General features: G+C 53.9%; 21 protein-coding genes. 3 read left to right on the plus strand and 18 right to left on the minus strand.

What is annotated here, in order from left to right; all coding sequences use genetic code 11:
* Nucleotide 1: 1 nt before the first annotated feature.
* Genes mraY through mraZ form a run of 7 tightly spaced genes read right to left on the minus strand, consistent with a single transcriptional unit; the run spans nucleotide 2 to nucleotide 7,410 of the window.
* Nucleotides 2-1,084 (minus strand): phospho-N-acetylmuramoyl-pentapeptide-transferase, encoded by a 1,083-nt coding sequence (gene mraY / locus ACIDEJ_RS14145; protein ID WP_411988716.1) that lies wholly within the window; start codon nucleotides 1,082-1,084, stop codon nucleotides 2-4.
* Nucleotides 1,085-2,461: a UDP-N-acetylmuramoyl-tripeptide--D-alanyl-D-alanine ligase gene (locus ACIDEJ_RS14150; protein ID WP_411988717.1), complete on the minus strand. Its 1,377-nt coding sequence runs from the start codon at nucleotides 2,459-2,461 to the stop codon at nucleotides 1,085-1,087.
* A complete protein-coding gene (murE, locus tag ACIDEJ_RS14155) occupies nucleotides 2,458-3,927 on the minus strand; it encodes a UDP-N-acetylmuramoyl-L-alanyl-D-glutamate--2,6-diaminopimelate ligase (RefSeq protein ID WP_411988718.1) in 1,470 nt (489 codons plus the stop codon). Before murE ends, ACIDEJ_RS14150 begins: the two co-directional genes overlap by 4 nt.
* On the minus strand, nucleotides 3,927-5,663 hold the full coding sequence (locus ACIDEJ_RS14160; RefSeq protein WP_411988719.1) for a peptidoglycan D,D-transpeptidase FtsI family protein: 1,737 nt from the start codon (nucleotides 5,661-5,663) through the stop codon (nucleotides 3,927-3,929). Before ACIDEJ_RS14160 ends, murE begins: the two co-directional genes overlap by 1 nt.
* Nucleotides 5,660-5,980, minus strand: a complete 321-nt coding sequence (gene ftsL / locus ACIDEJ_RS14165) for a cell division protein FtsL (RefSeq protein ID WP_411988720.1) — start codon at nucleotides 5,978-5,980, stop codon at nucleotides 5,660-5,662. Before ftsL ends, ACIDEJ_RS14160 begins: the two co-directional genes overlap by 4 nt.
* Before the next feature lies 1 nt (nucleotide 5,981).
* The gene (gene rsmH / locus ACIDEJ_RS14170; RefSeq protein ID WP_411988721.1) at nucleotides 5,982-6,923 is read right to left on the minus strand and encodes a 16S rRNA (cytosine(1402)-N(4))-methyltransferase RsmH; all 942 of its coding nucleotides are present in this window, start codon (nucleotides 6,921-6,923) and stop codon (nucleotides 5,982-5,984) included.
* Between the two features lie 28 nt (nucleotides 6,924-6,951).
* The gene (gene mraZ / locus ACIDEJ_RS14175) at nucleotides 6,952-7,410 is read right to left on the minus strand and encodes a division/cell wall cluster transcriptional repressor MraZ (RefSeq protein ID WP_411988722.1); all 459 of its coding nucleotides are present in this window, start codon (nucleotides 7,408-7,410) and stop codon (nucleotides 6,952-6,954) included.
* 436 nt (nucleotides 7,411-7,846) lie between these two features.
* On the opposite strand from mraZ, the gene ACIDEJ_RS14180 reads away from it, so the two are divergent.
* Complete coding sequence (locus ACIDEJ_RS14180) at nucleotides 7,847-8,137, plus strand: hypothetical protein (protein ID WP_411988723.1); 291 nt, start codon at nucleotides 7,847-7,849, stop codon at nucleotides 8,135-8,137.
* 73 nt (nucleotides 8,138-8,210) lie between these two features.
* On the opposite strand, the gene ACIDEJ_RS14185 is transcribed toward ACIDEJ_RS14180, so the two are convergent.
* From ACIDEJ_RS14185 to leuA, 5 genes are all read right to left on the minus strand, one after another.
* Nucleotides 8,211-9,563: an outer membrane protein transport protein gene (locus ACIDEJ_RS14185; protein WP_411988724.1), complete on the minus strand. Its 1,353-nt coding sequence runs from the start codon at nucleotides 9,561-9,563 to the stop codon at nucleotides 8,211-8,213.
* A gap of 535 nt (nucleotides 9,564-10,098) precedes the next feature.
* Complete coding sequence (leuD, locus tag ACIDEJ_RS14190) at nucleotides 10,099-10,704, minus strand: 3-isopropylmalate dehydratase small subunit (RefSeq protein ID WP_411988725.1); 606 nt, start codon at nucleotides 10,702-10,704, stop codon at nucleotides 10,099-10,101.
* A 1-nt stretch (nucleotide 10,705) separates the two neighbouring features.
* On the minus strand, nucleotides 10,706-12,115 hold the full coding sequence (gene leuC, locus ACIDEJ_RS14195) for a 3-isopropylmalate dehydratase large subunit (protein ID WP_411988726.1): 1,410 nt from the start codon (nucleotides 12,113-12,115) through the stop codon (nucleotides 10,706-10,708).
* A 1-nt stretch (nucleotide 12,116) separates the two neighbouring features.
* Nucleotides 12,117-13,211 (minus strand): 3-isopropylmalate dehydrogenase, encoded by a 1,095-nt coding sequence (gene leuB / locus ACIDEJ_RS14200; RefSeq protein ID WP_411988727.1) that lies wholly within the window; start codon nucleotides 13,209-13,211, stop codon nucleotides 12,117-12,119.
* Nucleotides 13,208-14,776 (minus strand): 2-isopropylmalate synthase, encoded by a 1,569-nt coding sequence (gene leuA / locus ACIDEJ_RS14205; RefSeq protein WP_411988728.1) that lies wholly within the window; start codon nucleotides 14,774-14,776, stop codon nucleotides 13,208-13,210. Before leuA ends, leuB begins: the two co-directional genes overlap by 4 nt.
* 445 nt (nucleotides 14,777-15,221) lie before the next feature.
* On the opposite strand from leuA, the gene ACIDEJ_RS14210 reads away from it, so the two are divergent.
* Nucleotides 15,222-16,991, plus strand: coding sequence for a tetratricopeptide repeat protein (locus tag ACIDEJ_RS14210; protein WP_411988729.1), 1,770 nt, complete (start codon nucleotides 15,222-15,224; stop codon nucleotides 16,989-16,991).
* On the opposite strand, the gene recQ is transcribed toward ACIDEJ_RS14210, so the two are convergent.
* Nucleotides 16,973-18,814, minus strand: a complete 1,842-nt coding sequence (gene recQ, locus ACIDEJ_RS14215) for a DNA helicase RecQ (RefSeq protein WP_411988745.1) — start codon at nucleotides 18,812-18,814, stop codon at nucleotides 16,973-16,975. The two genes, ACIDEJ_RS14210 and recQ, sit on opposite strands and share 19 nt — an antisense overlap.
* Nucleotides 18,815-18,997: 183 nt before the next feature.
* Between recQ and rarD the strand changes: the two genes are divergently transcribed.
* Nucleotides 18,998-19,894, plus strand: a complete 897-nt coding sequence (rarD, locus tag ACIDEJ_RS14220; protein ID WP_411988730.1) for an EamA family transporter RarD — start codon at nucleotides 18,998-19,000, stop codon at nucleotides 19,892-19,894.
* Here the strand turns inward: rarD and ACIDEJ_RS14225 are convergent.
* The 5 genes from ACIDEJ_RS14225 to radC all read right to left on the minus strand — a co-directional run bounded on the left by ACIDEJ_RS14225 (nucleotide 19,862) and on the right by radC (nucleotide 23,507).
* Nucleotides 19,862-20,401: a PH domain-containing protein gene (locus tag ACIDEJ_RS14225; RefSeq protein WP_411988731.1), complete on the minus strand. Its 540-nt coding sequence runs from the start codon at nucleotides 20,399-20,401 to the stop codon at nucleotides 19,862-19,864. The genes rarD and ACIDEJ_RS14225 overlap by 33 nt on opposite strands.
* Nucleotides 20,402-20,690: 289 nt before the next feature.
* Complete coding sequence (gene argA, locus ACIDEJ_RS14230) at nucleotides 20,691-22,010, minus strand: amino-acid N-acetyltransferase (protein ID WP_411988732.1); 1,320 nt, start codon at nucleotides 22,008-22,010, stop codon at nucleotides 20,691-20,693.
* Between the two features lie 280 nt (nucleotides 22,011-22,290).
* Nucleotides 22,291-22,464 (minus strand): 50S ribosomal protein L33, encoded by a 174-nt coding sequence (gene rpmG, locus ACIDEJ_RS14235; RefSeq protein WP_411988733.1) that lies wholly within the window; start codon nucleotides 22,462-22,464, stop codon nucleotides 22,291-22,293.
* A gap of 6 nt (nucleotides 22,465-22,470) precedes the next feature.
* Complete coding sequence (rpmB, locus tag ACIDEJ_RS14240; RefSeq protein WP_411988734.1) at nucleotides 22,471-22,707, minus strand: 50S ribosomal protein L28; 237 nt, start codon at nucleotides 22,705-22,707, stop codon at nucleotides 22,471-22,473.
* 122 nt (nucleotides 22,708-22,829) lie between these two features.
* Nucleotides 22,830-23,507 carry a RadC family protein gene (gene radC, locus ACIDEJ_RS14245; protein WP_411988735.1) on the minus strand — a complete coding sequence of 226 codons (678 nt, stop codon included), beginning with the start codon at nucleotides 23,505-23,507 and terminating at the stop codon, nucleotides 22,830-22,832.
* Between the last annotated feature and the right edge of the window lie 50 nt (nucleotides 23,508-23,557).

Here is a 23,557-nt window from a genome sequence, read left to right on the forward strand (position 1 = left end):
CCTACCTCAGCTTCAGGGTCGCCAGACCCAGCAGCACCAGAAACAGCGAAATAATCCAAAAACGCACAATGACCCGTGGTTCCGGCCAGCCTTTCAATTCGTAATGGTGGTGGATGGGCGCCATGCGGAAAATCCGCTGCCCGCGCAATTTGTAAGAGCCCACCTGCAAAATCACCGAGACGGTTTCCATCACGAACACGCCGCCCATAATCACCAGCATGATTTCCTGGCGCACCAGTACCGCCATGGCACCCAGCGCCGCCCCCAGTGACAGGGAACCCACATCCCCCATGAAAACCTGTGCCGGATAGGTGTTGAACCATAAAAAACCCAGCCCGGCGCCCACAATGGCGGTACACACAATCACCAGTTCACTGGCATCAGGCAAGTGGGGGATATGCAGGTAAGAAGCAAACTGCACATGCCCGGACAGATACGCCACCAAGGCAAAAGCTGCGGCCACCATCACCGTGGGGGTGATGGCCAAGCCATCCAGCCCGTCAGTGAGGTTCACCGCATTGCTCGAGCCCACAATGGTGAAATAAGCCAGCACCATGAAAAACAGTCCCAGTTGCGGCATCACCTCTTTGAAAAACGGCACCACAAACTGGGTATCACCAGGCACGGCGGCGGAAAAATACAAATACACCGCCACCACCAGCGCCGCTACCGACTGCCAGAAATATTTCCAGCGGGCCGCCAGCCCTTTGGGGTCTTTGCGGATCACCTTGCGGTAATCATCCATAAAGCCGATAAGCCCGAAAGCGGCCAGCACAAACAGCATGACCCAGACGTAACGGTTATCCAGATCGCCCCACAGCAGCACGCTGATGAAAATGCCCGCCAAAATCAGCAAACCGCCCATGGTTGGGGTGCCCCGTTTGCTGAAATGGGATTCAGGGCCGTCGTTACGCACCACCTGGCCAATCTGCATCAGTTGCAATTTGCGGATAAGCTTGGGGCCAAACCACAGCGAAAAACTCAATGCCGTCAACAGCCCTAAAATGGCCCTGAAGGTGACATACGAAAACACGTTAAACCCGGTGTAAAACTGGGTCAGATACTCCGCCAGATAAACCAGCATTTATACTAACTCCCCGCGCCCAAAGGCTACTACAAGGGCTTGCGCCACCCGCTCCATGCGCGCGCTTCGCGAACCCTTAACCAACACGGTGACCTTCCCTGACAACCGGTTGAGATGTGCAATTAATGCGTCCACCAGTGGACTTATTTCCTGATAATGTTCCGTGGCAAAAGCGCGACTGGTGTGTTGGCTCAATTCACCGCAGCAAAACAGTGCGTCTATTCCCGCTTCGCGGGCGCAGTGCCCCAACTGCTGGTGCAAAAGCGCAGCATTGTCGCCCAATTCACCCAAATCGCCCAGTACCAAAACTCGATTTCCATCAATTTCTTTCAGCCAGTTGATGGCGGCTTTAACGGAATTGGGATTGGCGTTATAGCTGTCGTCCACCAGCGTAAAGCGCCCCAATGGCGTAGGCTGCATCCGTCCCTTGACCGGTTCCATGGTGGCCAGCGCCCGGGCGATGTCGGCCAGCGCCAACCCCAATCCCAGACACACCGCTGTTGCCGCCAGTGCGTTATACACCTGATGGCGGCCGGCCAAGGGTAACATTACTGGCTGAACCTCAGCTTGCCAGTGCAGCTCAAATCCATAATGGCCGCTGCCATCATGGTGCAGGTTCATCGCCTTTAGCGGCGCTTCGCCCTCAATGGCAAACGCCAGTTGCCGGTGTGCGGATGCGGCTTGCCGCATCACGTTGGCGTAAGCGTCATCACCATTAATCACGGCAATGCCCTGGGGCTTAAGATGATTGAAAATCTCTGATTTGGCCGCTGCCACACCGGCTTCGGAACCGAATCCCGCCAGGTGGGCACTGCCCACATTGTTGACCAGTGCCACATCCGGTTGCACGATGGCCGAGGTGTAATCAATCTCACCGGGGTGGTTGGCTCCCAGCTCAAACACGGCAAACTGGTGGTGGGGCTCAAGCCGTAGGGCGGTCAGCGGTACGCCGATGTCGTTATTAAAATTGCCGGCGGTATAAAGCACTGCGGCCTGCTGCGACAAAATGGTGGCCACCATCTCTTTGACGCTGGTTTTACCGTTGGAGCCGGTTAACGCCACACAGCGGGGATTAACCCGTTGCCGCACCAGCGCCGCCAACTGCCCCAACGCCTTGTGGGTATCAGTCACCAAGATTTGCGGTAATGCCAGCGGTAACCGGCAGTTCACCAATAAGGCGGTAGCGCCTTTAGCCACCGCGGTTTGGGCATAATCGTGACCATCGAACGTCTCGCCCTTGAGGGCAATGAACAAACTGCCGGCCTCAATCTCCCGACTGTCGGTGCTGACATGCCTGACCTGCAGCGCGGCGTGCTCGCCAGGCAATAATTGCCCCTGCACCGCAGTGGTTATCTCGGCCAATGTCAGCGGGATCATTGCTGCGCCCCGCTCAGTTCCCGGGCCAACGCCCGTTCATCATAGTGATGTTTCACGCCTGCAATTTCCTGATATGTTTCATGTCCTTTCCCTGCCAGTACAATTAAGTCACCCGCCTTGGCCTGGGCGACTACATCGCGAATGGCACGGATGCGATCCACCTGTACCAGCGCCTGCTGCGGATGCTGCAAACCGGCCAGAATGTCATTAATAATCTGCTGCGGGTCCTCACTGCGGATGTTGTCACTGGTTACCATCACCCGGTCTGCCAAACGCTCGGCAATTGCCCCCATTTCCGGGCGTTTGCCTGTATCGCGATCGCCACCGCAACCAAACACGCACCACAACTGCCCGGTGCAATGATGGCGTGCGGCCCGCAATGCCTGTTCAAGACCATCCGGAGTATGGGCATAATCCACCACCAGAGCGTAACCACCAGCGGCGGCGGCAAAACACTCCATACGCCCCGGCACGGGCCGCAGCTTGGGTGCTAGCGCCAGCAGTGCCGGCAGCGGATAGCCAAGCGCATAAAGGGCTGACAACGCTGCCATCAGGTTTGACAGATTGAATTCGCCCAACAGCGGCGTTTGCAATTGGCCTTCACCCTCCGGCCAGCGAACCCGGGCACTGATCCCAGCGTGATGATAATCTGCCGCCTGCGCCACTAACGCGGCACGGGGATCATCATGCAAACTGAAACCCAGCAGATGGGCGGCAGCCAGATCATCAAACCAGTGCGAGCCGGTGGCATCATCCAGATTGATGACGGCTTTTTTCACGGACGGGAAACGCAACAACCGCTTTTTGGCAGCGGCGTAGGCTTCCATGGTCTTGTGGAAATCCAGGTGATCACGGCTGAGGTTGGTAAATACCGCCACTTCAAAGGGCACCGCATCCACTCGTCCTTGCACCAGCCCGTGGCTGGAAACTTCCATGGCGCATACCTCCACCCCGGTGCGGCTCATCTGCTTGAACTGGGCCATCAGGGTAATCGCATCGGCAGTGGTGTTACCGGTTTCCTGCAAATGGCCCGGACGGCCATTTCCCAAGGTGCCCATCACCCCTGCCTGCTGGCCATAGAGTTCCACCCATTGGGCAATCAGTTGGGTCACGGAGGTTTTGCCGTTGGTACCGGTAACCCCCACGATTCTGGGCTTGCCGGCAGGCAGCTCATAATATTGGGCAGCCAGTGCCGACACTTGGCGGTTAAGACGGAAAAATTCAATCACCAGTCCGTCATCCCGGTGTACGGCGCCATGGTCATCCGGATTGTCGGTGTGTTTCAGCACTGCCGCGGCGCCATTTGCCAAGGCGGCGGCAATATAGGTGCGCCCATCGGTTTTAAAACCGGGGATGGCGACAAACAGCCCGCCGTCAACCACTTTGCGGCTATCCAGTGTGGGGGCGTTAACCTCCTCGCTGCCGGCATAATGAAACCACGGGGCCAAAAGATCTTTCAGTAGCATTACTCTTTCCTCCCCGGCGTGCCTGCCAGCCGCACTTGCTCTTTGTGGGTCACCGGCGCCACATTGAGCATTTGTAATGCTCCTGACATCACCTTGCTGAACACCGGGCCGGACACATCACCACCGTAGTAATGATCGCCTTTGGGCTCATTCACTACCACCACCATGGCCAAGCGTGGGTTATTGGCTGGTGCCACACCGGCAAACAGCGCCACATAATCATCCCCGTAACCACCGGCCACCGCCTTACGGCTGGTACCGGACTTACCGGCAACCGGATAGCCGTCAATATGGGCCTTGGTGCCAGTACCACCGGCTTCGGTAACCCCCACCAGCATGTTCAGCACCTCTCTGGCGGAGCTTTCTGACAACACCCGTACCCCTTCTGGGGACTGTTTCAATTTGAGTACTGATGCCGGGCGCAAAATCCCGCCGCTGCCCAGGGTGGCATACATCCGTGCCAGTTGCAGCGGCGTTACGGTAAGGCCATAGCCAAAGGCCAGCGTGGCCCGTTCAAAATCGGACCAGCGGCGCCGGTCGGGAATAAGGCCGGTGGTTTCACCGGTCAGGTTCACGCCGGTGTAGTTGCCAAGCCCCAAGGACTGATAAGTGCCCAGCAATTGCTGAATGGGCATCTCCAGCGCCAGCTTGCTGATCCCCACGTTGCTGGATTTGATCAATATGGTGGCCAGTGAAATATCCCCGAGATTATGACCATCGCGCACTTGGCGCCCGCCAATCCGCATCCAGCCCGGCGAGGTATCCACCAGGTCTCCGGGTTTCACCACCCCCGCTTCCAGCGCAGCGGCCATCACGAAAGGTTTCACGGTGGAGCCGGGCTCATAGGCATCGGTTACCGCCCGGTTGCGCATGCGGTAACTTTCCAGTTCGTCCCGGGCATTGGGGTTGTAAGAGGGGGTATTGGCCATGGCCAAGATTTCACCGGTATGCACATCAATCATCACCAGTGAAGCCGAGGTGGCCTGGTACATCTCGGTGGCCCGTTTCAATTCGCGGTAAGCCAGCTGTTGAATGCGTTGATCAAGACTCAGCACCAAATCATTGGAGCGTTCACCCTGCTGGATGATCCCCAGCCGCTCCACTACCTGCCCGTCACGGGATTTACGCACCTGCTCTTTGGACGGGGTGCCGGTCAGCCAGTTGTTATACGTGTTTTCAAGGCCTTCAATGCCCACATCGTCAATATTGGTAATGCCAACCAACTGGGCGGTGATTTCACCGGCGGGGTAATAACGGCGGGATTCCGACTTGAGGTAAATGCCGGGAAGTTTCAACTGCTTGATATAATCTGCCACCGCCGGGGTGACCTGCCGTTGAATATAGGTAAAACGGCGCTTGGGATTGGATTTCACCCGCTGCAACAACTGGCTTTCAGGCTGATGCAACACATCTGCCAGTGCCTGCCAGCGGCGCATGTCGGCAAAGCCATTTTCATCGTGTACCACTTTAGGGTCGGCATAAACGGCTTTCACCGGCACGCTCACGGCCAGCATTTCGCCGTTGCGATCGGTAATAAGTCCGCGCTGCACCTCTGATGAGGTGGTGCGTAACGTGCGCATGTCACTCTCATGGCGCAGCATTTCAGGCTGCATCACCTGAATGTACGCGGCGCGGGCCATCAAAGAGAAAAACATCAGGCACACCACCACCACCACCGCCTTGAGTCGCCAGTGTATGGGTTGGGGTTTAGTGATCCTTTTGGCCTGTTTTCTCATGGCAGTCTCACTATGATCTCTTGGTTGGTTAATGGCCTTGCCATATCCAGTTCCTTGGTGGCAATGCGGGTGATACGGCTGTGCTCCGCCAGTGACTGCTCTTCCAGCAGCAGATTGCGCCATTCAATATCAAGGCGATCCCTATCCTGTTGCAACTTGCTCAGCTGGCTGGTTTGGTGACGGCTGATGTGGCTGGTGTATACCACCGCCACCGCATTGGCGAGTACCAGACCCGCCACCAGCAATAGCCATTTGTGATGCAGGATATCCTGCATCACAATCCGCGCTAAGTTAGGCTGTTGCTTAGCCGTAACCATGTTAGTTATCCAAACGTTCGGCCACCCGCAGCACGGAACTGCGTGCCCGGGAGTTTTCATCAATTTCATGTTCGCCAGGCTTTATCGCCTTGCCGATGGTTTGCAACTTACGCCCCTGCTGCAATTGCGCTTCCGTCACCGGCAACCCGTAAGGAACTTGTGCGGCCTGGCTGTAACGGCGCATGAAACGCTTCACTAGACGATCTTCAAGGGAGTGGAAGCTGATGACCGACAGCCGCCCGGCGGGAGCCAGCACGGCCAATGCACCATCCAGCGCCTGTTGAATTTGATCCAGCTCGCTGTTGACATAAATGCGGATGGCCTGAAACACCCGGGTAGCCGGGTGCTTGTTGCGTTCGCGATGCTTGGTGATGCGCTCAATCAGTGATGCCAGATCCTTAGTGCGCAAAAAAGGGGTTTTGTCCCGATCCGCGGCAATACAGCGGGCAATGTGGCGGGAGTTTTTCTCTTCACCGTAGGTTTTGAATACCCAGGCCATATCTTCCACATCCGCCCGGGCAAGCCACTGTGCGGCAGTTTCGCCCTTGCTGTTATCCATGCGCATATCCAGCGGGCCATCACGCAGAAAACTGAAGCCCCGCTCGGCGTCATCCAGTTGGGGGGAAGAAACCCCCAAATCCAGCAACACGCCATCAATTTTGCCCGTCAGCCCCAGTTCATCCATGTAACGCGCCAGCTCGCCAAAACCGCCGTGAATAATGGAAAAACGGGCATCATCCGCCAGCGCCTCGGCCGCAGCGATGGCCTGGGGATCCCGATCGATGGCAATCAGACGGCCGCCAGTCCCCAGTCGTTTGAGGATCTGCCGTGAATGGCCACCACGGCCAAAAGTGCCGTCAACATAAATGCCGTCGGGGCGAATGTTCAGGCCGTCGATTGCCTCTTGCAGCAAAACCGACTGGTGCGCATAATTCTGACTCATCAATCTCTTCTTTTGTTATTCAGTGGCTTCAGAGTGAAAAATCCGCCAACCGCTCACTGGCGCCCAGTCCATCGTTACGGAGCAAATCCAGGCTGTCAGTCAACTGCTGCTGCCAAACCTGTTCATCCCACAGCTCAAATTTATTTAATTGCCCCACCAGCATGGCTTTTTTATCCAGCGACGCATATTGTCGCAATGGCGGCGTTAGCAAAAAGCGGCCATTACCATCCAACTGGCACTCTTGGGCATACCCCAATAACAGGCGTTTGAGCGCCCGCTCCTGGGGTTGGGTATCTGACAATTGCAATAATTTTTCCAGCACGGTTTCCCATTGCCGGGCGGGATAGATGAGCAGGCAGTTAGACTGAAAATCCACCGTGACCACCAGCTTTCCCGCATCTTCGGCGCACAAGGCTTCGCGGTATCGCGTTGGCATGGCGATCCGCCCCTTGGCGTCCAGATTCAGTGCGCTAGCTCCGGAAAACATTTGTCAGACCCTTACCGATCCTTTTTGATCCACAAATACCCACAAATTCCCACGAATGCTAAGTGTAGGGATAGACAATAAAGCTTGTCAAGGGATGGGATCCCGTTTAAATCCAGTCACCAAGCGGGTTAGCAGCGAGTTTTGGCCATTTGCCAAATTGGCTATCAATGTGGTTTTTTGTGGGAAATAACGACTATTTTGTTGCTTTTTAACGTGATAGAGGGCTTTGTTGAGGCCATTGCAGGGCAGGATGTGGCAAAGTCTGCCGTGATTGGGGGGATTTTTGCCAAAAATCCACTTGGGGATAAAAGCCATCTTTTGCAAAAATTGCACAAATATTACACATGTGCCTAAATTTTCATCACGTTTGGCCGATAATCATATTAGACGGGTTATGTTTAAGCGATTTTTTCATTGAGATGTTCGGGGAACCGCGATGGGATTAGACAGTATCTATGCCATGACAGCGCCAACAGCAAAAGCCACTTATGAGCCTCAGCAAGGGGTCAAGCAGATTAATGGCGCCACCCCGGTGGCGGCGTATGACCAAAACAATCCGCAATTTCAGCAACCCGTCACCAATGAGCGTCGGGTACGCCGCGACCGCCGGCAAAAACAGCGTCCCTTTGCCAAAGAGCGCCGCAAGGCGATGCGCCGCCAAGCACCGGCCTCAGCCAGTACAGCCGTTGAGGAAGGCAAGGGAACCTACATTGACATTGACGTATAGCCTCACAGACAAGGCGATGCGCCCGTTACACAAAAGCCCTGCGATTGCAGGGCTTTTGACATTTGCCTGTGGATTAAATCTTGTAAGACAGTTGCAAACCCGCCAGCCATACATGTCCGGTGGACTTGCCATCAAACGTGACCTGCGCCATATCCATCATGTTCATGCTTTCGTTGATGGGCGCGGCACCATGGGTGCGCAGGTAGCTAATCCCCAAATCCACGTTCAGTGATTTAGTGGGCGCATAACCCACCCCAACGCTCACCCAGTGACGGTCGCTATCAGGAATGGTAATGGTGCGGTATTCATCACTCACGGCGGTTTTATCCAGTGCCACACCGGCACGCAGCAACCAGCTTTCGTTAAGACGATACATGGTGCCCAAGGCAAAGCGCCAGTTGTCCTTGAAGTGCTCTTCTTTTACCAAGTCGCTGCTGATGTCACCCAAAGGTTTTTGCTCCCCGGGGAAATAGGCCACCAGTTTTTCAAACACGCTCCAGTCGGTCCAGTTGATGCTGGCCTGCATGGACCAGTTGTCGGTTAGCTGATGGAAAGAGGACAACTCGGCAAATGCTGGCAGCTCCAGCGGCAGGTACCCTTCCACTTTATTGGCACCGCCGGTGTACACCAAACCGCTGGCATGGCCGTCAAGTTCCAAATCAACCTTGCTGTGGTAAGACAAGGCGATGCGATGCTCAGGCGTTAACTGCCAGCTGGCACCGGCCTGCCAACCATAGCCGTAATCATCGCCTTTCATGTATTTCAGCTCAGTGTCGGCAGGCGGTAATGCCGCCGCGACTGTAGCGGGGATGCCAGGCACGGCACGTACCGCATCAATCCACCCTGGGACAGAAGCGCCAATTTCCCCTTCGCCATACACCAGGCGCAGGCCGCCACCCACGCTAAAGCGATCATCGATGCGGTAGGCAATATTGGGGTTGAGTTCAACGGTGGTAACCGCGGTTTTGTTACCGAAAATGGCGGCGGCAGCGGTGCCGTCCAGTTCGGTGGAAAGCCCGTAGTTGGCGTTGACGGCCAAGCCCCAGGTCCAGCGATCGTTCAACTGGCTGGAATAATAAAAATTGGGTACCAGTGCATTGTTGGCCACATCCAGCACATCGGCGTTAACCGTCACGGCCTGTGGTAATAAGGGAGAAGCCAATGTGACGTTACCGGGAGTATTGACAGAAGGCATCACGTAGATGGCCCCCACGGACATCTGCCGCCCTTCAAGATACGTCAGCATCGCCGGGTTACGCGCCTGAACGGAGGCGTTTTCTGCAGATGCACCTTCACCGGCAAAAGCCCGACCCAAGCCGGTGGCAGAAGATTCAGCTAATTGGAAACCTGCTGCATAAACTTGCGTGTTAGCCGCGATCCCCAAAATCGCCATGGATAATGCTACAGCAATCTGTTGTTTCTTCATTGTTATTCTCTTCTAGTAGTTGAGTACAATTGTTGAAATACTTCTAATGGAAGTGGCGCAGAAGTTTACCGCTGCAGGACATCTTTGCAAGCTTCACAAAAAATTCAGACTTTTATCCTGTGGATGGCCACAAGACAGCCATATTCTTGTATGAAACATCTGTTTCAAACAAAATAAACGGTACGTTTCAGCTGAATATGTCGACGGACGGGTGCAGGGGATAACCCTACTTGTTTATTAACTTTATGATTATTAATAACTTTATTAAGCAAAAAAACCTAAACAAGCGTTCTCTATTTGAAACGGAATGATACAGGATAAATCACTGCCCAGATGCAGGATTTCGCTGAAAGCCATCAGCAGTAATGCAATAACACTTTGAAAAATAAATAATAATATTATTTATATCAGTTTTCCTAACAGTAGTTCATCATACAAGAGGGTGTTGGTGGGAGAGATGCATCCTCCCATCCGTACATATGTTCACCGAAAAAAAAAGAGCCCGCAGGCTCTTTTGATGATCAGCAAAACATCTTTATGCCCGCCAGTCAGGCATTTGCGCTTCATAATCGGAAATCTGGGCACTGTAAGCCAGTGTCAAACCGATGGCATCCAGACCATTCAGCAATTTGTGGCGGGCAGAAGGCGCCAGGGTAAAAGCAAAGCGTTTACCGCTGGGCGAAATCACTGCCAGCGCTTCCAAATCCACGGTCACTTCAGCGCCCGCCGTCGCCGCCACTTCCACAAACAACTGCTCCACTTCTGCCGGTGCCAATTTTACCGGCAATAAGCCGTTATTAATGGCATTGCCATAAAAGATATCGGCAAAGCTGGGGGCAATGATGGCGCGCAAACCGTAATCAGCCAAAGCCCAAGGGGCATGCTCGCGACTGGAGCCGCACCCGAAGTTTTCCCGGGCCAGTAAAATGGATGCCCCCTGATAACGCGCCTGATTCATCACGAAATCCGCATTGGCTTGGGTGCCAGCATCATCCAGATAACGCCAGTCGTGAAACAGGTGCACCCCAAAGCCGTCTTTGGTGACTTTGGACAAAAATTGCTTGGGAATGATCTGGTCGGTATCCACATTGGCGTTATCCAGTGGCACGGCAATCCCGGTATGAACAGTAAAAGCCTGCATCTTAGTTCTCCTCGGCAGTCTGGCGGATGTCAACAAAATGACCGGCAATCGCTGCCGCGGCGGCCATGGCAGGGCTCACCAGATGGGTGCGGCTGCCGCGCCCCTGACGGCCTTCAAAGTTGCGGTTACTGGTGGAGGCACAGCGATCTCCCGGTGCCAAACGATCATCATTCATGGCCAAGCACATGGAGCAGCCTGGCAAACGCCATTCAAAACCGGCAGCCATAAAGAGCTTGTCCAGCCCCTCGGCTTCTGCCTGGGCTTTTACCTGACCGGAGCCTGGCACCACAATGGCATTCACACTGGCAGCCACTTTGCGCCCGCGAATTTGCGCGGCGGCGCTGCGCAAGTCCTCGATGCGGGAGTTGGTGCAAGAGCCGATGAACACCTTGTTTATGGCCACGTCAGTCATGTGCGTGCCGGGTGTCAAGTCCACGTATTGCAGGGCCTTTTCCATGCTGCCGCGCACAACGGGATCGGTTTCATCCATGGGGTTGGGCACGGGCTCATCAATGGCCACCACCTGCCCGGGATTGGTGCCCCAGGTCAGCTGCGGGGCAATTTCTGCAGCGTGCAACATGACGGTTTTGTCAAAAGTGGCATCGGCATCCGTGCGCAGTTGTTGCCAGGCGGCAACGGCATGCTCCCATGCCGCACCTTTAGGGGCAAATTCCCGCCCTTGCAGGTAATCGAACGTGGTTTGATCCGGTGCCACCATGCCGGCTTTGGCGCCCATTTCAATGGCCATGTTGCACAACGTCATCCGCCCTTCCATTGACAACGCCTCAATGGCATCGCCGCAAAATTCCACCACATATCCGGTGCCGCCATCCATGCCGATTTTGCCGATAATGGCCAGTACGATGTCTTTGGCGGTAATGCCTTCGCCCACGTGCCCGCACACTTCGATTTTCATGGTCTTGGCGGGTAACTGGCGCAATGTCTGTGTAGCCAGCACATGTTCCACTTCCGAGGTGCCGATACCAAACGCCAGCGCCCCGAAGGCGCCATGAGTGGCGGTATGTGAATCGCCACACACAATCACGGTGCCCGGCAGGGTGATCCCGAGCTCTGGCCCCATCACATGCACAATGCCCTGCCGCGGGTTATGGATGTCATACAAGCGCACCCCAAACGCCTGGCAGTTCTGTTGCAGGGTTTCCACCTGGGTGCGGGCCATGGGGCTCAACGCCTCCAGGCTGGCACTGCGGGTTGAAGTGTTGTGATCCATGGTGGCAAAGGTTTTTTCCGGTGCCCGCAAACTGCGCCCGGCCATTTTCAGGCCGCTAAACGCTTGGGGGGATGTCACCTCGTGTACCAGATGCCGGTCCACATAAATGATGGGAGCTTCCCCTTCCGGGGTGGCCACAACATGGGCATCCCACACTTTTTCGTATAATGTTTTTCCCATGTTACACACCCTCTTCAATGGCGCGGGCGATGAAATCACCCATCTGTTTGGTTGTTTTGGCCTGTTCCCGCTGCGATGCCGGTAACAGCTCGCCGGTCAGGAAGCCTTCGGCCAATGCTTTACCCACTGCCCGCTCGATGGCACAGGCCGCCTCTTCCTGTTTCAGGGAGTAACGCAGCATCAGCGCTGCCGAGAGGATTTGCGCGACCGGATTGGCAATGCCTTTGCCGGCAATATCCGGCGCACTGCCACCAGCGGGCTCGTATAAGCCGAAACCGCTGCCGTTGATGGAGGCGGAGGACAGCAGCCCCATGGAGCCGGTCAGCATGGCAATTTCATCCGACAGAATGTCACCAAACAGGTTGGAGCACAGCACCACGTCAAAATCGAATGGACGGCGCAGCAACTGCATGGTGGCGTTATCAATGTACATGTGCTCCAGCGTCACATCGGGATAATCCGCGGCCACCTCTTCCACCACTTCACGCCATAATACCGAACATGCCAATACATTGGCCTTGTCGATGGAGGTCACTTTTTTACGGCGCAGTCTGGCGGTTTCAAAGGCGATTTTGGCAATGCGGCGAATTTCCCGGCGGCTGTAACGCATGGTGTCAAACGCTTCTTCGGTTTCACCTTCCCCCTGACGCCCCTTGGGCTTGCCAAAATAGATGCCGCCGGTCAGTTCACGGACACACACCACGTCAAAACCTTGGGCAGAGATGTCCGCCCGCAGGGGAGACAAGGCTTCCAGCCCGTCATGCAATTTGGCCGGGCGCAGGTTACAAAAGAGTTCAAAGTGCCCCCGCAGCGGCAGTAAGGCGCCCCGCTCCGGCTGGCTGTCTGGTGGCAAATGCTGCCATTTGGGGCCGCCTACCGAGCCGAACAGGATGGCATCGGCCTGCTCACACCCCTGCAGCGTTGCTGCCGGCAACGGGCAACCGTGGTTGTCAATGGCGGCGCCACCCACATCGTATTCTGCATATTCCATGGTCAAACCAAAGCGCTGCTCTACCGCCGCCAACACTTTACGGGCTTCGACCATCACTTCCGGGCCAATGCCATCACCCGCCAATACCGCAATTTTGTAACTCATACGCCACCCAATTCCTTCTTTTCCAATATCTTCTGTTTCTGATCCGCTACCTGATCGGCACGGTGGATAAGGTTCATTACATACACCAGTGCCGATGCGGAGGCTTCAACCACATCGGTGGCCAGCCCCACGCCATGAAAATTCTGCCCGCAATACCGGGCGGTGATATCCACCTGCCCCAGCGCATCCTGCCCTTCACCTTTGGCACTCAATTGGTAACTGTTCAGGTTCACTTCCGTGCCGCTGGCCTTGGCAATGGCACGGTAGGCCGCATCCACTGGCCCATTGCCGCTGGCAGTGGCATTGACCACATCACCGCCAATAACCAGTTGCACGGTAGCCGAGGCTTCACCCTGAATGGAGTCGGATGCAATGGCCAGCTGTTCCATCCGGTAATAGGCATCCCCTTCCATTTTGCCTTCCATGAAAACCAAAGCTTCCAGGTCGTAGTCGAATACCTGCCCTTTTTTATCCGCCAGTTTCAGGAAGTTGTCATACAGGGTATCCAGGGAGTAGTCGTTATCCCCGTAGCCCATCTCCTGCATCCGGTGTTTAATCACATGGCGCCCGGAGCGGGAGGTCATGTTCAGGTTGTTGCGATTCAGGCCAATGCTCTCCGGCGTCATGATTTCATAGGTATTTTTGGCTTTCAGCATGCCATCCTGATGAATACCGGAAGAGTGGGTAAAGGCATTGGTGCCCACAATCGCCTTGTTGGGCTGCACCGGCATGTTGCAGATTTGGCTTACCAGTGCTGAGGTGCGGTATATCTCTTTGGCGTTGATATTGGTGTGCAGCCCCAGCAAATCCTTACGGGTGGCCAGGATCATCGCCACTTCTTCCAGTGAGCAGTTACCGGCACGTTCGCCGATACCGTTCATGGTGCACTCTATCTGACGTGCCCCTTGCTGCACGGCAGTAATGGAGTTGGCCACGGACAGCCCCAAATCATCATGGCAATGCACCGAGATAACCGCCTGGTCGATATTCGGCACCCTATTAAACAGGGTTTGAATGATGCCACCGAATTCGTTGGGAATGGTGTAACCCACCGTATCCGGGATGTTGATGGTGCGAGCACCTGCCGCAATTGCCGCTTCTACCATGCGGCACAAATTGTCGATGGGTGTGCGCCCGGCATCCTCACAGGAAAACTCCACGTCATCAGTAAAGCGGCGGGCATATTTGACGGCGCCTACCGCCATCTCCAGCACTTGGTCAAAAGAGCGCTTGAGCTTGCTTTGCACGTGAATGTTAGATGTGGAAATGAAGGTATGAATGCGGAACTGCTCCGCTACCGACAATGCCTGAGCGGCGGCATCAATATCTTTTTCCAGGGCACGGGACAGCGCACATACCCGGCTGTTTTTCACCGTGCGGGCAATGGTCTGCACTGATTCGAAATCGCCGGGAGATGACACCGGGAAGCCCACTTCCATAATGTCTACCCCCAAACGTTCCAGCGCCAAGGCTATCTGCAATTTGTCCTTCACAGATAAACTGGCAGCCAACGCCTGCTCTCCATCGCGTAATGTGGTATCAAAAATAAATACTTGATCAGACATCTGGTTCCTCCATCGGGTAGATACCATTGAGATTTTTACCATTCTGAAAACAAAAAACCCCGCGTGATTGGCGCGGGGTTTTGAGTTTCCTGTTTACTATCGGACAGACAGCATCAACTCCTCCGCGCAGCGCTTGCGAGAGTAAGGAGGAGGAGAGAAAGTGCTTTGCTGTAAATATTCATGCCGATACTAATAAAAATTCAGTTGTTATGTATCAATATACAAATTTAACGAGCCCCAATAATTAACCAGCAGTCACGCCGCTGTCAACACCTTTTTTACCTCTTGGCTACAGATTGGTAATGTTAAATAAACCCTGGATGATGCTAATGATATGATCTGGAGATGTCATGGCCGCTTTTTCTGTGCAACATCCTCATACAAACACGTTATAATCCCCACAGATTTTTCAGTGCCTGAGCCACCGAAACAAGACGGAGAGTAAATGGACTTACGTATGATAGTGTTGAGTCTGCTGTTATTGGTCATGCCGGTTATCGCCGCAGACAATAACAAGTCGGATGCAGATTTAGATGCGTTAGTTACATTGGTGTATCAATCCCCCATTCATGCCCAGCAACAACTGAACTTGCTGGCACAGCGCCCTCTCTCCGACAAACAGCAGTTAAGGCTGCAATTGTTAAAATGTCACTTGTTATTACAACTGGGGGATCACGAGGCCGCCATCGCATTGGCCCAGCAAGCACAAAAAAACGCCCTGGCCCTAAAACAAACCATGGCCATTCCCTATTTCCAGCAATGTCAGGCAGATGGCTACGGTTATACCGACAATTTAGCCGCTGCGTTTCCGCTCCTCGATGCGGCAATCAGTGATGCCAAAAAACATTATCAGCCCCAGGCAATGGTCAGTGCCCTGCGGCTTAAAGGACAATTTGAACTGGGAATAGGCAACTATACTTCTGCCATTGAAAGTCTACGGCTCGCCTTGGATGTATACCCGGAAATCCGTCAACAACAAGAGCATTGGGTATGGCCGCCATTAGCCTATCTTTATGCCGATATGGCCAGTGTCATGTACGCCACTGGGGATTTACCTCAAGCGGATCATTACCTGACATTGGCGCTTAAAGAACCCGACACCGAGCATAAAATTCTGCAATCGGTTCTGGTGATGAAAACCCTGGTGGCGCTGGATTCCGGTGATAAAGACACAGCCGTCTCTATGTTAAAAAACGTGGAGGCACTATTGCCTGAGATTGGCTCGCCCCAAGAATATGCCGTGAGTCAAATTCAAATTGCTGCGATTGAATTCAAATTGGGAAATGCAGAAAAAGCCGAGCGCATCCTCAATGCCGCCACCACCATCCTGATAGATCATGGCAATTTTTACCAATTGCTCAGGGTAAAACGCATCATGGCACAGATACTGATGGCCCAATCGCGCACCGATGAAGCCCTTAAATATCTGCAGTCATCCGCCGATATTGCTGCCAGGTTAGCGCAGTATGACGATTTGGCCAGAGCCTATTCCCTTAAAGCCAAAATTTATGCCGAAACGGACAATTACCCCCTGGCCTACCAGAGTTTGCAACTGGCTGGTGATGCTGAGCACCAAGCCCAAGAAAAACTCAACAACACCCAATTCATGCGTTATAAAGCCAAGTTGGCGCTACAGGAGCAGCAGCAAAGTCAGGCACAGCAACAAATCCGTGCCACAACCGTCAGCCAGCAACAACGCCTGGAATGGCTTTACGGGATTATCGCCGGCCTGTTACTGATTATTTTCGCGCTGTTCGTGTGGTTAATCGGCAAGAGCCGTGGCTGGCATCTGGTGGTCAGCCCCAATCAAAATGGTGACGAGCTGCAGGCGGAATACATGCTCCACAACGCCAAAAAATCCGGACAGCCATTCAGCGCCTTATTACTGGATATCCGCCATGTACGGCAGGTGGACTTGCCGCTGCTGCAACAGGATCTCGCTCAAAAATTACGGGAACAGGACAGGCTGTTACAATATTCGCCAGAAGAGTTGTTGCTGCTGTTGCCCTATACCTCGGCCAGCGGCGCTGAGCGGGTGCTAACCCAGTTGCAGCCCGCATTGCAGCATTGGCATGGCGCTAAAGTGCATGTGGGTATCGCGTCTTTGACTCAACCGGACACATTGCAATCCCTGCTGAAACGCGCCAGGGTCAACCAATTGAATCGCAGCCGTGAAGAGTTGGCGGAAGAGACCGCTCACTCGCCGGTGAGATAAGCGGCAATTTCATCTAAAAACTGATCGCCAAAACGGGCCAATTTACGCTCGCCCACCCCGTTTACCGCCAGTAACTCTCCGGCACTGGTGGGCAGCATGGCCGCCATCTCGGCCAGAGAAGCATCATTGAAAACCAGATAGGGTGGCACGTCCAACGCTTCAGCCACCGTACGGCGCAACGCTTTAAGGCGGGCAAATAACTGGCGGTCGTAGTTCATCGGCGCCTTATGCCCATGTCGACGATGGCGAGTTGGCAGTGTCAAGCGCGGTTCGGCCAGCATCAGTGCCACCTCTCCCCGCAATACCGGACGGGCGGCATTGTTAAGAGTCAGGCAGGAGCCCCGGGTAATATCCTGGTGAATCAGCCCCAAGTGGATTAACTGGCGAATAACACTAATCCAGTATTCATGGGGCTTATCCTTGCCGATGCCCCAGGTGGACAATTTATTGTGTCCGCGCTCCACAACCGTGGCGGCATTTGAACCGCGCAGGACATCAATCAGGTGATTAATGCCAAAGCGCTGTTTGAGCCGATAGATGCAAGACAGCACTTTTTGCGCATCTTCCGTGCCGTTATAACGCTTGGGGGGATCCAGGCAAATATCACAGTTGCCACACGGCTCATCGGCGACTTCACCAAAATAGTGCAGCAGCACTTGGCGACGGCAGGTCTGGGCTTCTGCAAAGGCCGCCATGGTATTGAGCTTATGCAGTTCCACATCCTGTTGCTGGCCCGGGGAGCCCTGTTCTATCAAATGGCGTACCCGGCCAATATCACCCGGCTCAAACAGCAATAAGGCTTCCGCTTCCAGGCCGTCTCGGCCAGCCCGACCGGTTTCCTGGTAATAGGACTCGATGCTTTTGGGCAAATCATAGTGCACCACATAACGCACATTGGACTTGTTGATGCCCATTCCGAACGCCACCGTGGCCACCACAATATCCAACTGATCTTTAAGAAAGCGCTCCTGAACACTGCTGCGCTCTTCCTGGGTCATGCCCGCATGATAGCCCTCGGCAGAAAAACCTTGTTGCCGCAGGCGCTCGGCCACTTCATCCACTCGGCGACGACTTGCGCAATACACAATGCCGGAAGCACCGTGCTGCGCACTGACAAATTGCTTGAGCTGGTTGGTTGCATTGAGTTTTTCAGCCACGGTATAGCGAATGTTCGGCCGGTCAAAGCTGGACAGCAGCACATAGGGCTGGATCTGCAGGCGCTGGCAAATATCCAGCCGGGTGGCATCATCCGCCGTGGCGGTAAGCGCCATTATCGGCACTTGGGGGAAAGTGTGTTTCAGCACGCCCAACTGGGCATATTCCGGCCGGAAATCATGTCCCCATTGGCTGATGCAGTGGGCTTCATCAATGGCAAACATGGAGACCGACAAATACTGCAAACGCTCCAGAAACTCCGGTTGCAATAGCCGCTCGGGCGAAATATACAGCAGGCGGATTTCCCCTTGATGCAGTTGCCGCAAATGTTGCAGCTGCTGCTCTCGGGGCAAGGATGAATTTAAATACGCCGCATTGACGCCAGATTGCAAAAGGCTGTCCACCTGATCTTTCATCAGTGAAATCAGGGGCGACACCACCACCGTGAGCCCCGGCATCACCAGCGCCGGTAACTGATAGCATAAACTCTTACCGCCACCAGTGGGCATGACCACCAGGCAGTCCTGTCCTGCCAGGATCTGCTCCATGACTTCCCGTTGTCCGGCGCGAAATTCCTGATAGCCAAACACTTGGCGCAACGTCAGTGTTAACGGTGCCAACAGATTCGGGGCGTGCGCGCTGACAGGGGAGTTAACTGCGTATTCCATCATTGATTAATATGCCTCTCATGGGCGCATTTTAGCGGACTCAATGGGCCTGGCACCAGCCAAACACCATTTTTTATGCACACGAAGATTTATCCGCGCCATGGCTGGCAATATCCATGCTTGCTTATTTAGTCCCATGCCACCTACAATCCAGTCTCTTTATGGCGGCTTTACTCTCACATCATGGCTGAATCTGAATACCAAAAAGGCATTATTCTCGCGCTTTGTGCCTACATCTTCTGGGGGTTTGCCCCGCTGTATTTCAAACTGCTGCACATGGTGTCCCCCATCGAAATCCTTGTCCACCGCATTCTGTGGTCATTTGTGCTAATGGGCATATTGCTGTCTTTCAATAACGGTTTCGGCCGCCTGCGGGCCTTGCTGCGCCAACCCAGGCAGTTACTGGTGTTGCTTGTCACCTCCTTGTTGATTGCCGGCAACTGGCTGCTGTTCATCTGGGCCGTCAATAACGACCACATGCTGGATGCCAGCCTTGGCTATTTTATTAATCCGTTGTTCAATGTGATGTTGGGCATGCTGTTCCTCTCGGAAAAACTCAATGGTCGGCAGTGGTTAGCGGTGCTACTGGCCACAGCAGGCGTTGCCATTCAGCTGTTTTCGTTTGGCTCCATCCCGCTGGTATCCCTGGGACTGGCGGCAAGTTTTGGCATTTATGCGTTACTGCGAAAGAAAGTCAATGTGGATGCCGCCACAGGATTGCTGATGGAAACCGCCGTACTCGTACCCCCCGCTTTGTTGTTTGTGATGTTGGGTGATGCGCCAACCACCAGCCACATGCTGGATAACAGCTGGCAATTAAACCTGCTATTGGTGGCCGCCGGTGTTATCACCACCATTCCGCTGCTGTGTTTTGCCGGCGCCGCCATTCGCATTCCCTTAAGCACATTGGGATTTTTCCAGTATATTGGCCCCAGCATCATGTTCATCATGGCCATTGGCTACTTTCATGAACACTTTGACATGGAAAAAAGCATCACCTTCGGCTTTATCTGGGCGGCGCTGATGATTTTCACGGCGGATATGGCATTAGGGCGCAGGCGCCGAAAAGCGCGCCTGTAGCATTTGCAGTACGGCCTGTGGCTCTGCGGGCGCCAGTAACAGGTCATAGCCTAAATCCGTGGGGATCCACAGCATGTCACCGACGCCTGAGACAGCCACAAAAGCCTTGGTCCCCGCATCCAGCCGAAACCATCCCAAGTGGTAGCCCGGCATGCCCACGCCATTGGTCCGCAAAGACAGCGACGGGCGCGCCTCATCAGCCCCATTGATCACCTTTGCCTGCGATACCTGCAAATGGGTCAACGCAATGCTTTGGCTGTATAAAGGCACGCGAATATCCAGTGTTTTGGCCGACAGCGTCAACCCGGCGGCATTCGCCTGCCAGTACAGCCATCCGGTAAATCCCATAATGGCAAGCAGTATGGTGGCAGGTACGGCTCTGATTGTGCCCGGCTTCGGCTTCAGCAATAGATACAACAACAATCCCCCCAGCACACCAAACAAAACCAAGAAACTGATATGCGCGGTTTTCCCTAGTGGGGCAAGAGCAAACAAGTGGCTGTCCATAACATCTCCCTGTCTCACAATACCGAGATCCAATTGTTGTCGGCAAGACATATTATGTCAAACAGAATTTGCCACATGAAGGTGCCACGCCACGGATAGCACGTTGCAAGACAGGACTAAAAAATGAGGGGAGATTCACCAACGGTGCAGATGCGGCTACGGCCATGTCCGGCATCCTTGCCGCCTAAGCCCAGGCGGCAGAGCAAACCGCATTTCATGAACATAAACAAAGCGTGATGCGCGGATTTGCCACCACCAACCGTGAGATGACAAATCCGATTCCCTGCGACTACAGCTTCAAACGCAGGATTTTAGAACGGCGCTGGTAGTTATACAGCTGCTTTTTCTTTTGTGGCAGTGCATCCACCTCCACCATGTCAAAACCATGTTCCAAAAACCAGTGAATGCTGCGGGTGGTGAGGGCAAACAGATGGGCATACCCTCGCACCTTGGCCTGGTTAATGATGTTTTTCAGCAGCAAACTGCCCCGATCCGCATCCCGATATGAGGGATGCACCACCAAACAGGCAAACTCACCGGCATTGTCTTCCTCAAAGGGATAAAGTGCGGCACAACCAATCACCAAGCCATCACGTTCAATCACCATGAATTGTTCAATTTCCCGCTCCAACTGCTCACGGGAGCGCCGCACCAGCACGCCTTGTTCTTCCAACGGCCGGATCAGGTTAAGAATGCCACCGATATCGGTAATGGATGCCCGGCGCAGTCTTTCAGCACTTTCGGTGACTATCTGGGTACCAATGCCTTCCCGGGTAAAAAGCTCTTGCAGCAACGCACCGTCTTCCTGGTAACTCACCAGATGGCAGCGCGGCACACCGGCGCGACTGGCATCAATACTGGCTTTCAAAAAGGCCAGGGTGCCCCTGTCCACATCGGCCTGCTCCACCAGCTTGGAGAGTATTTTCTGGGCGTCATTGGGCATCAGCTCCGCCATTACATCCCCCAGCTCATCTTCAATGCCATGGCGGGAAGAAAAACCGATGATCTTGTCGGCCTTGAGCTTTATCGCCACCTGTGTGGCCACCTCTTCAGCAGTCAAGTTAAAACTTTCGCCGGTCACAGAGGCCACAATCGGCCCCATCAGCACAATGCCACCGGTATCCAGCATATGCTTCAAGCCTTGGGTATCGATGCGGCGCACTTTGCCTGACAGGCAAAAATCCACGCCGTTATCCACGCCCAGCGGCTGGGCAATCACGAAATTACCGCTGACCACGTTGATTTGGGCGCCCTGCATGGGAGTATTGGAAAGGCTCATGGACAGCCTGGCGGTAATATCAAACTGCAAGGAGCCCGCCACCTGCTTGATGATCTTCAGGGTATTCTCGTCGGTAATGCGCACGCCGTTGTGATAGGCAGGCTCAATCCCCTGCTGTGCCAGCGCCGCATCAATCTGGGGGCGGGCGCCATAAACCAGCACCACTTTAATTCCCAGACTGTGCAACAAGGACACATCATTGATGATGGAGCGGAACATGCCATGGGCAACAGCTTCCCCTCCCAGCATGACAACAAACGTTTTGCCTCGGTGAGCATTAACATAGGGAGCGGAATGACGAAAGGAGTCAACCAATTCAGTGGTACGCACCTTTATTTGGCCTCTTACTAAATGAATAACAGCGCCAAAAACGCGCGCTGACAGGATACATTGCCTATCATGCTAATGCATTTAAATTCACTTTTAAAGCATTTGTTTTCATTGCGGGTGTTTTATGCCCTTTGTTATACAGCGAAGATATGACAATCCCCTGACAAACATGCGCCGGGAAAATCAAGTGGTGAAATATTGCTCTGAAATGGGCCCGGATAACAAAAAAGCCCTTTAACCGAAGTTAAAGGGCTTTCCAACGCATTACAGAAAAAAGCAATTATTTGATTTTGCTTTCTTTGTAGATAACGTGCTGACGGATAACGGGATCAAATTTTTTGATCTCCATTTTCTCTGGCATGTTGCGCTTGTTTTTATCGGTAGTGTAGAAGTGACCGGTCTTAGCGCTGGATACCAGTTTGATCTTTTCGCGGTTGCCTTTAGCTTTAGCCATTTTCTATTACACCTTTTCGCCACGGGCACGAAGTTCAGCAACAACTGCTTCGATACCTTTCTTGTCGATAATGCGCATACCTTTAGTAGAAACGCGCAATTGAACAAAACGCTTTTCGTCTTCCAACCAGAAACGGTGGTTCTGCAGATTAGGCAAAAAACGACGACGAGTTGCGTTTTTAGCGTGAGAACGGCTGTTACCAACCATCGGACGCTTGCCAGTAACTTGGCATACTCTAGACATGTCAATCTTCTCCAAAAACAATTTCTAACGCTCGAGCATTCATGTACCCCGTATGGCCGTCGCCCGAGGCACAAAGAGGGCGCATGTTATACAAGATAATTGAATAAAGATCAAGCCAATGATCACCCCAACCAGCCCCGCTCTGCGAAAGAAACTATCTCACAATCGCCCACAACCATATGATCCAGCAAGGGAACATCAATAGTTGTCAGCGCATTTTTCAATCGCTCGGTAATTCGCCTATCCGCCAGACTGGGCTCTGCCACCCCGGACGGATGATTATGGCAAACAATGACCGCTGCAGCCTGTTTTTCCAACACCAGACGCACAACTTCACGCGGATAGACAGAAGCCGCATCCAGTGTTCCCCGAAACAGTTCAACGAACTGGATCACCCTGTGCTGGCTGTCCAGCAGTAATACGGCAAACACTTCGTAGGCTCGGTCTGTCAATTGTCTCATTAAATAGTCACGAGTTAAATCAGGATTTGCCAAAACTGTCCCTTTCAGGAGTTTTTCCCGGGAAATTCTGCGGGAAATTTCAGCAGCCGCCTGTAATTGGGCGAATTTCACCGGTCCCACACCGGGTAAACGACAAACCTGTTGCGCTGGGGCTGCCAGCAATTGCCGTAATGAACCGAAAGCCAGCAGCATTTCCCGGCCGATATCCACGGCACTTTGCCCCGGCAAGCCACTGCGCAGTAACACAGCCAGCAATTCGGCATCACTAAGGCCTGCCGCGCCGTGTTGCAGCATTTTTTCCCGTGGGCCTTCGCCGTCAGGCCAGTCACTTATCGCCATTGCAACTCCTTTTGCCAACGCAAATCCTGTCTTTATCGTGAGATAAGTAT

The organism is Shewanella mytili (assembly GCF_046765975.1).
Lineage (GTDB): Bacteria > Pseudomonadota > Gammaproteobacteria > Enterobacterales > Shewanellaceae > Shewanella > Shewanella mytili.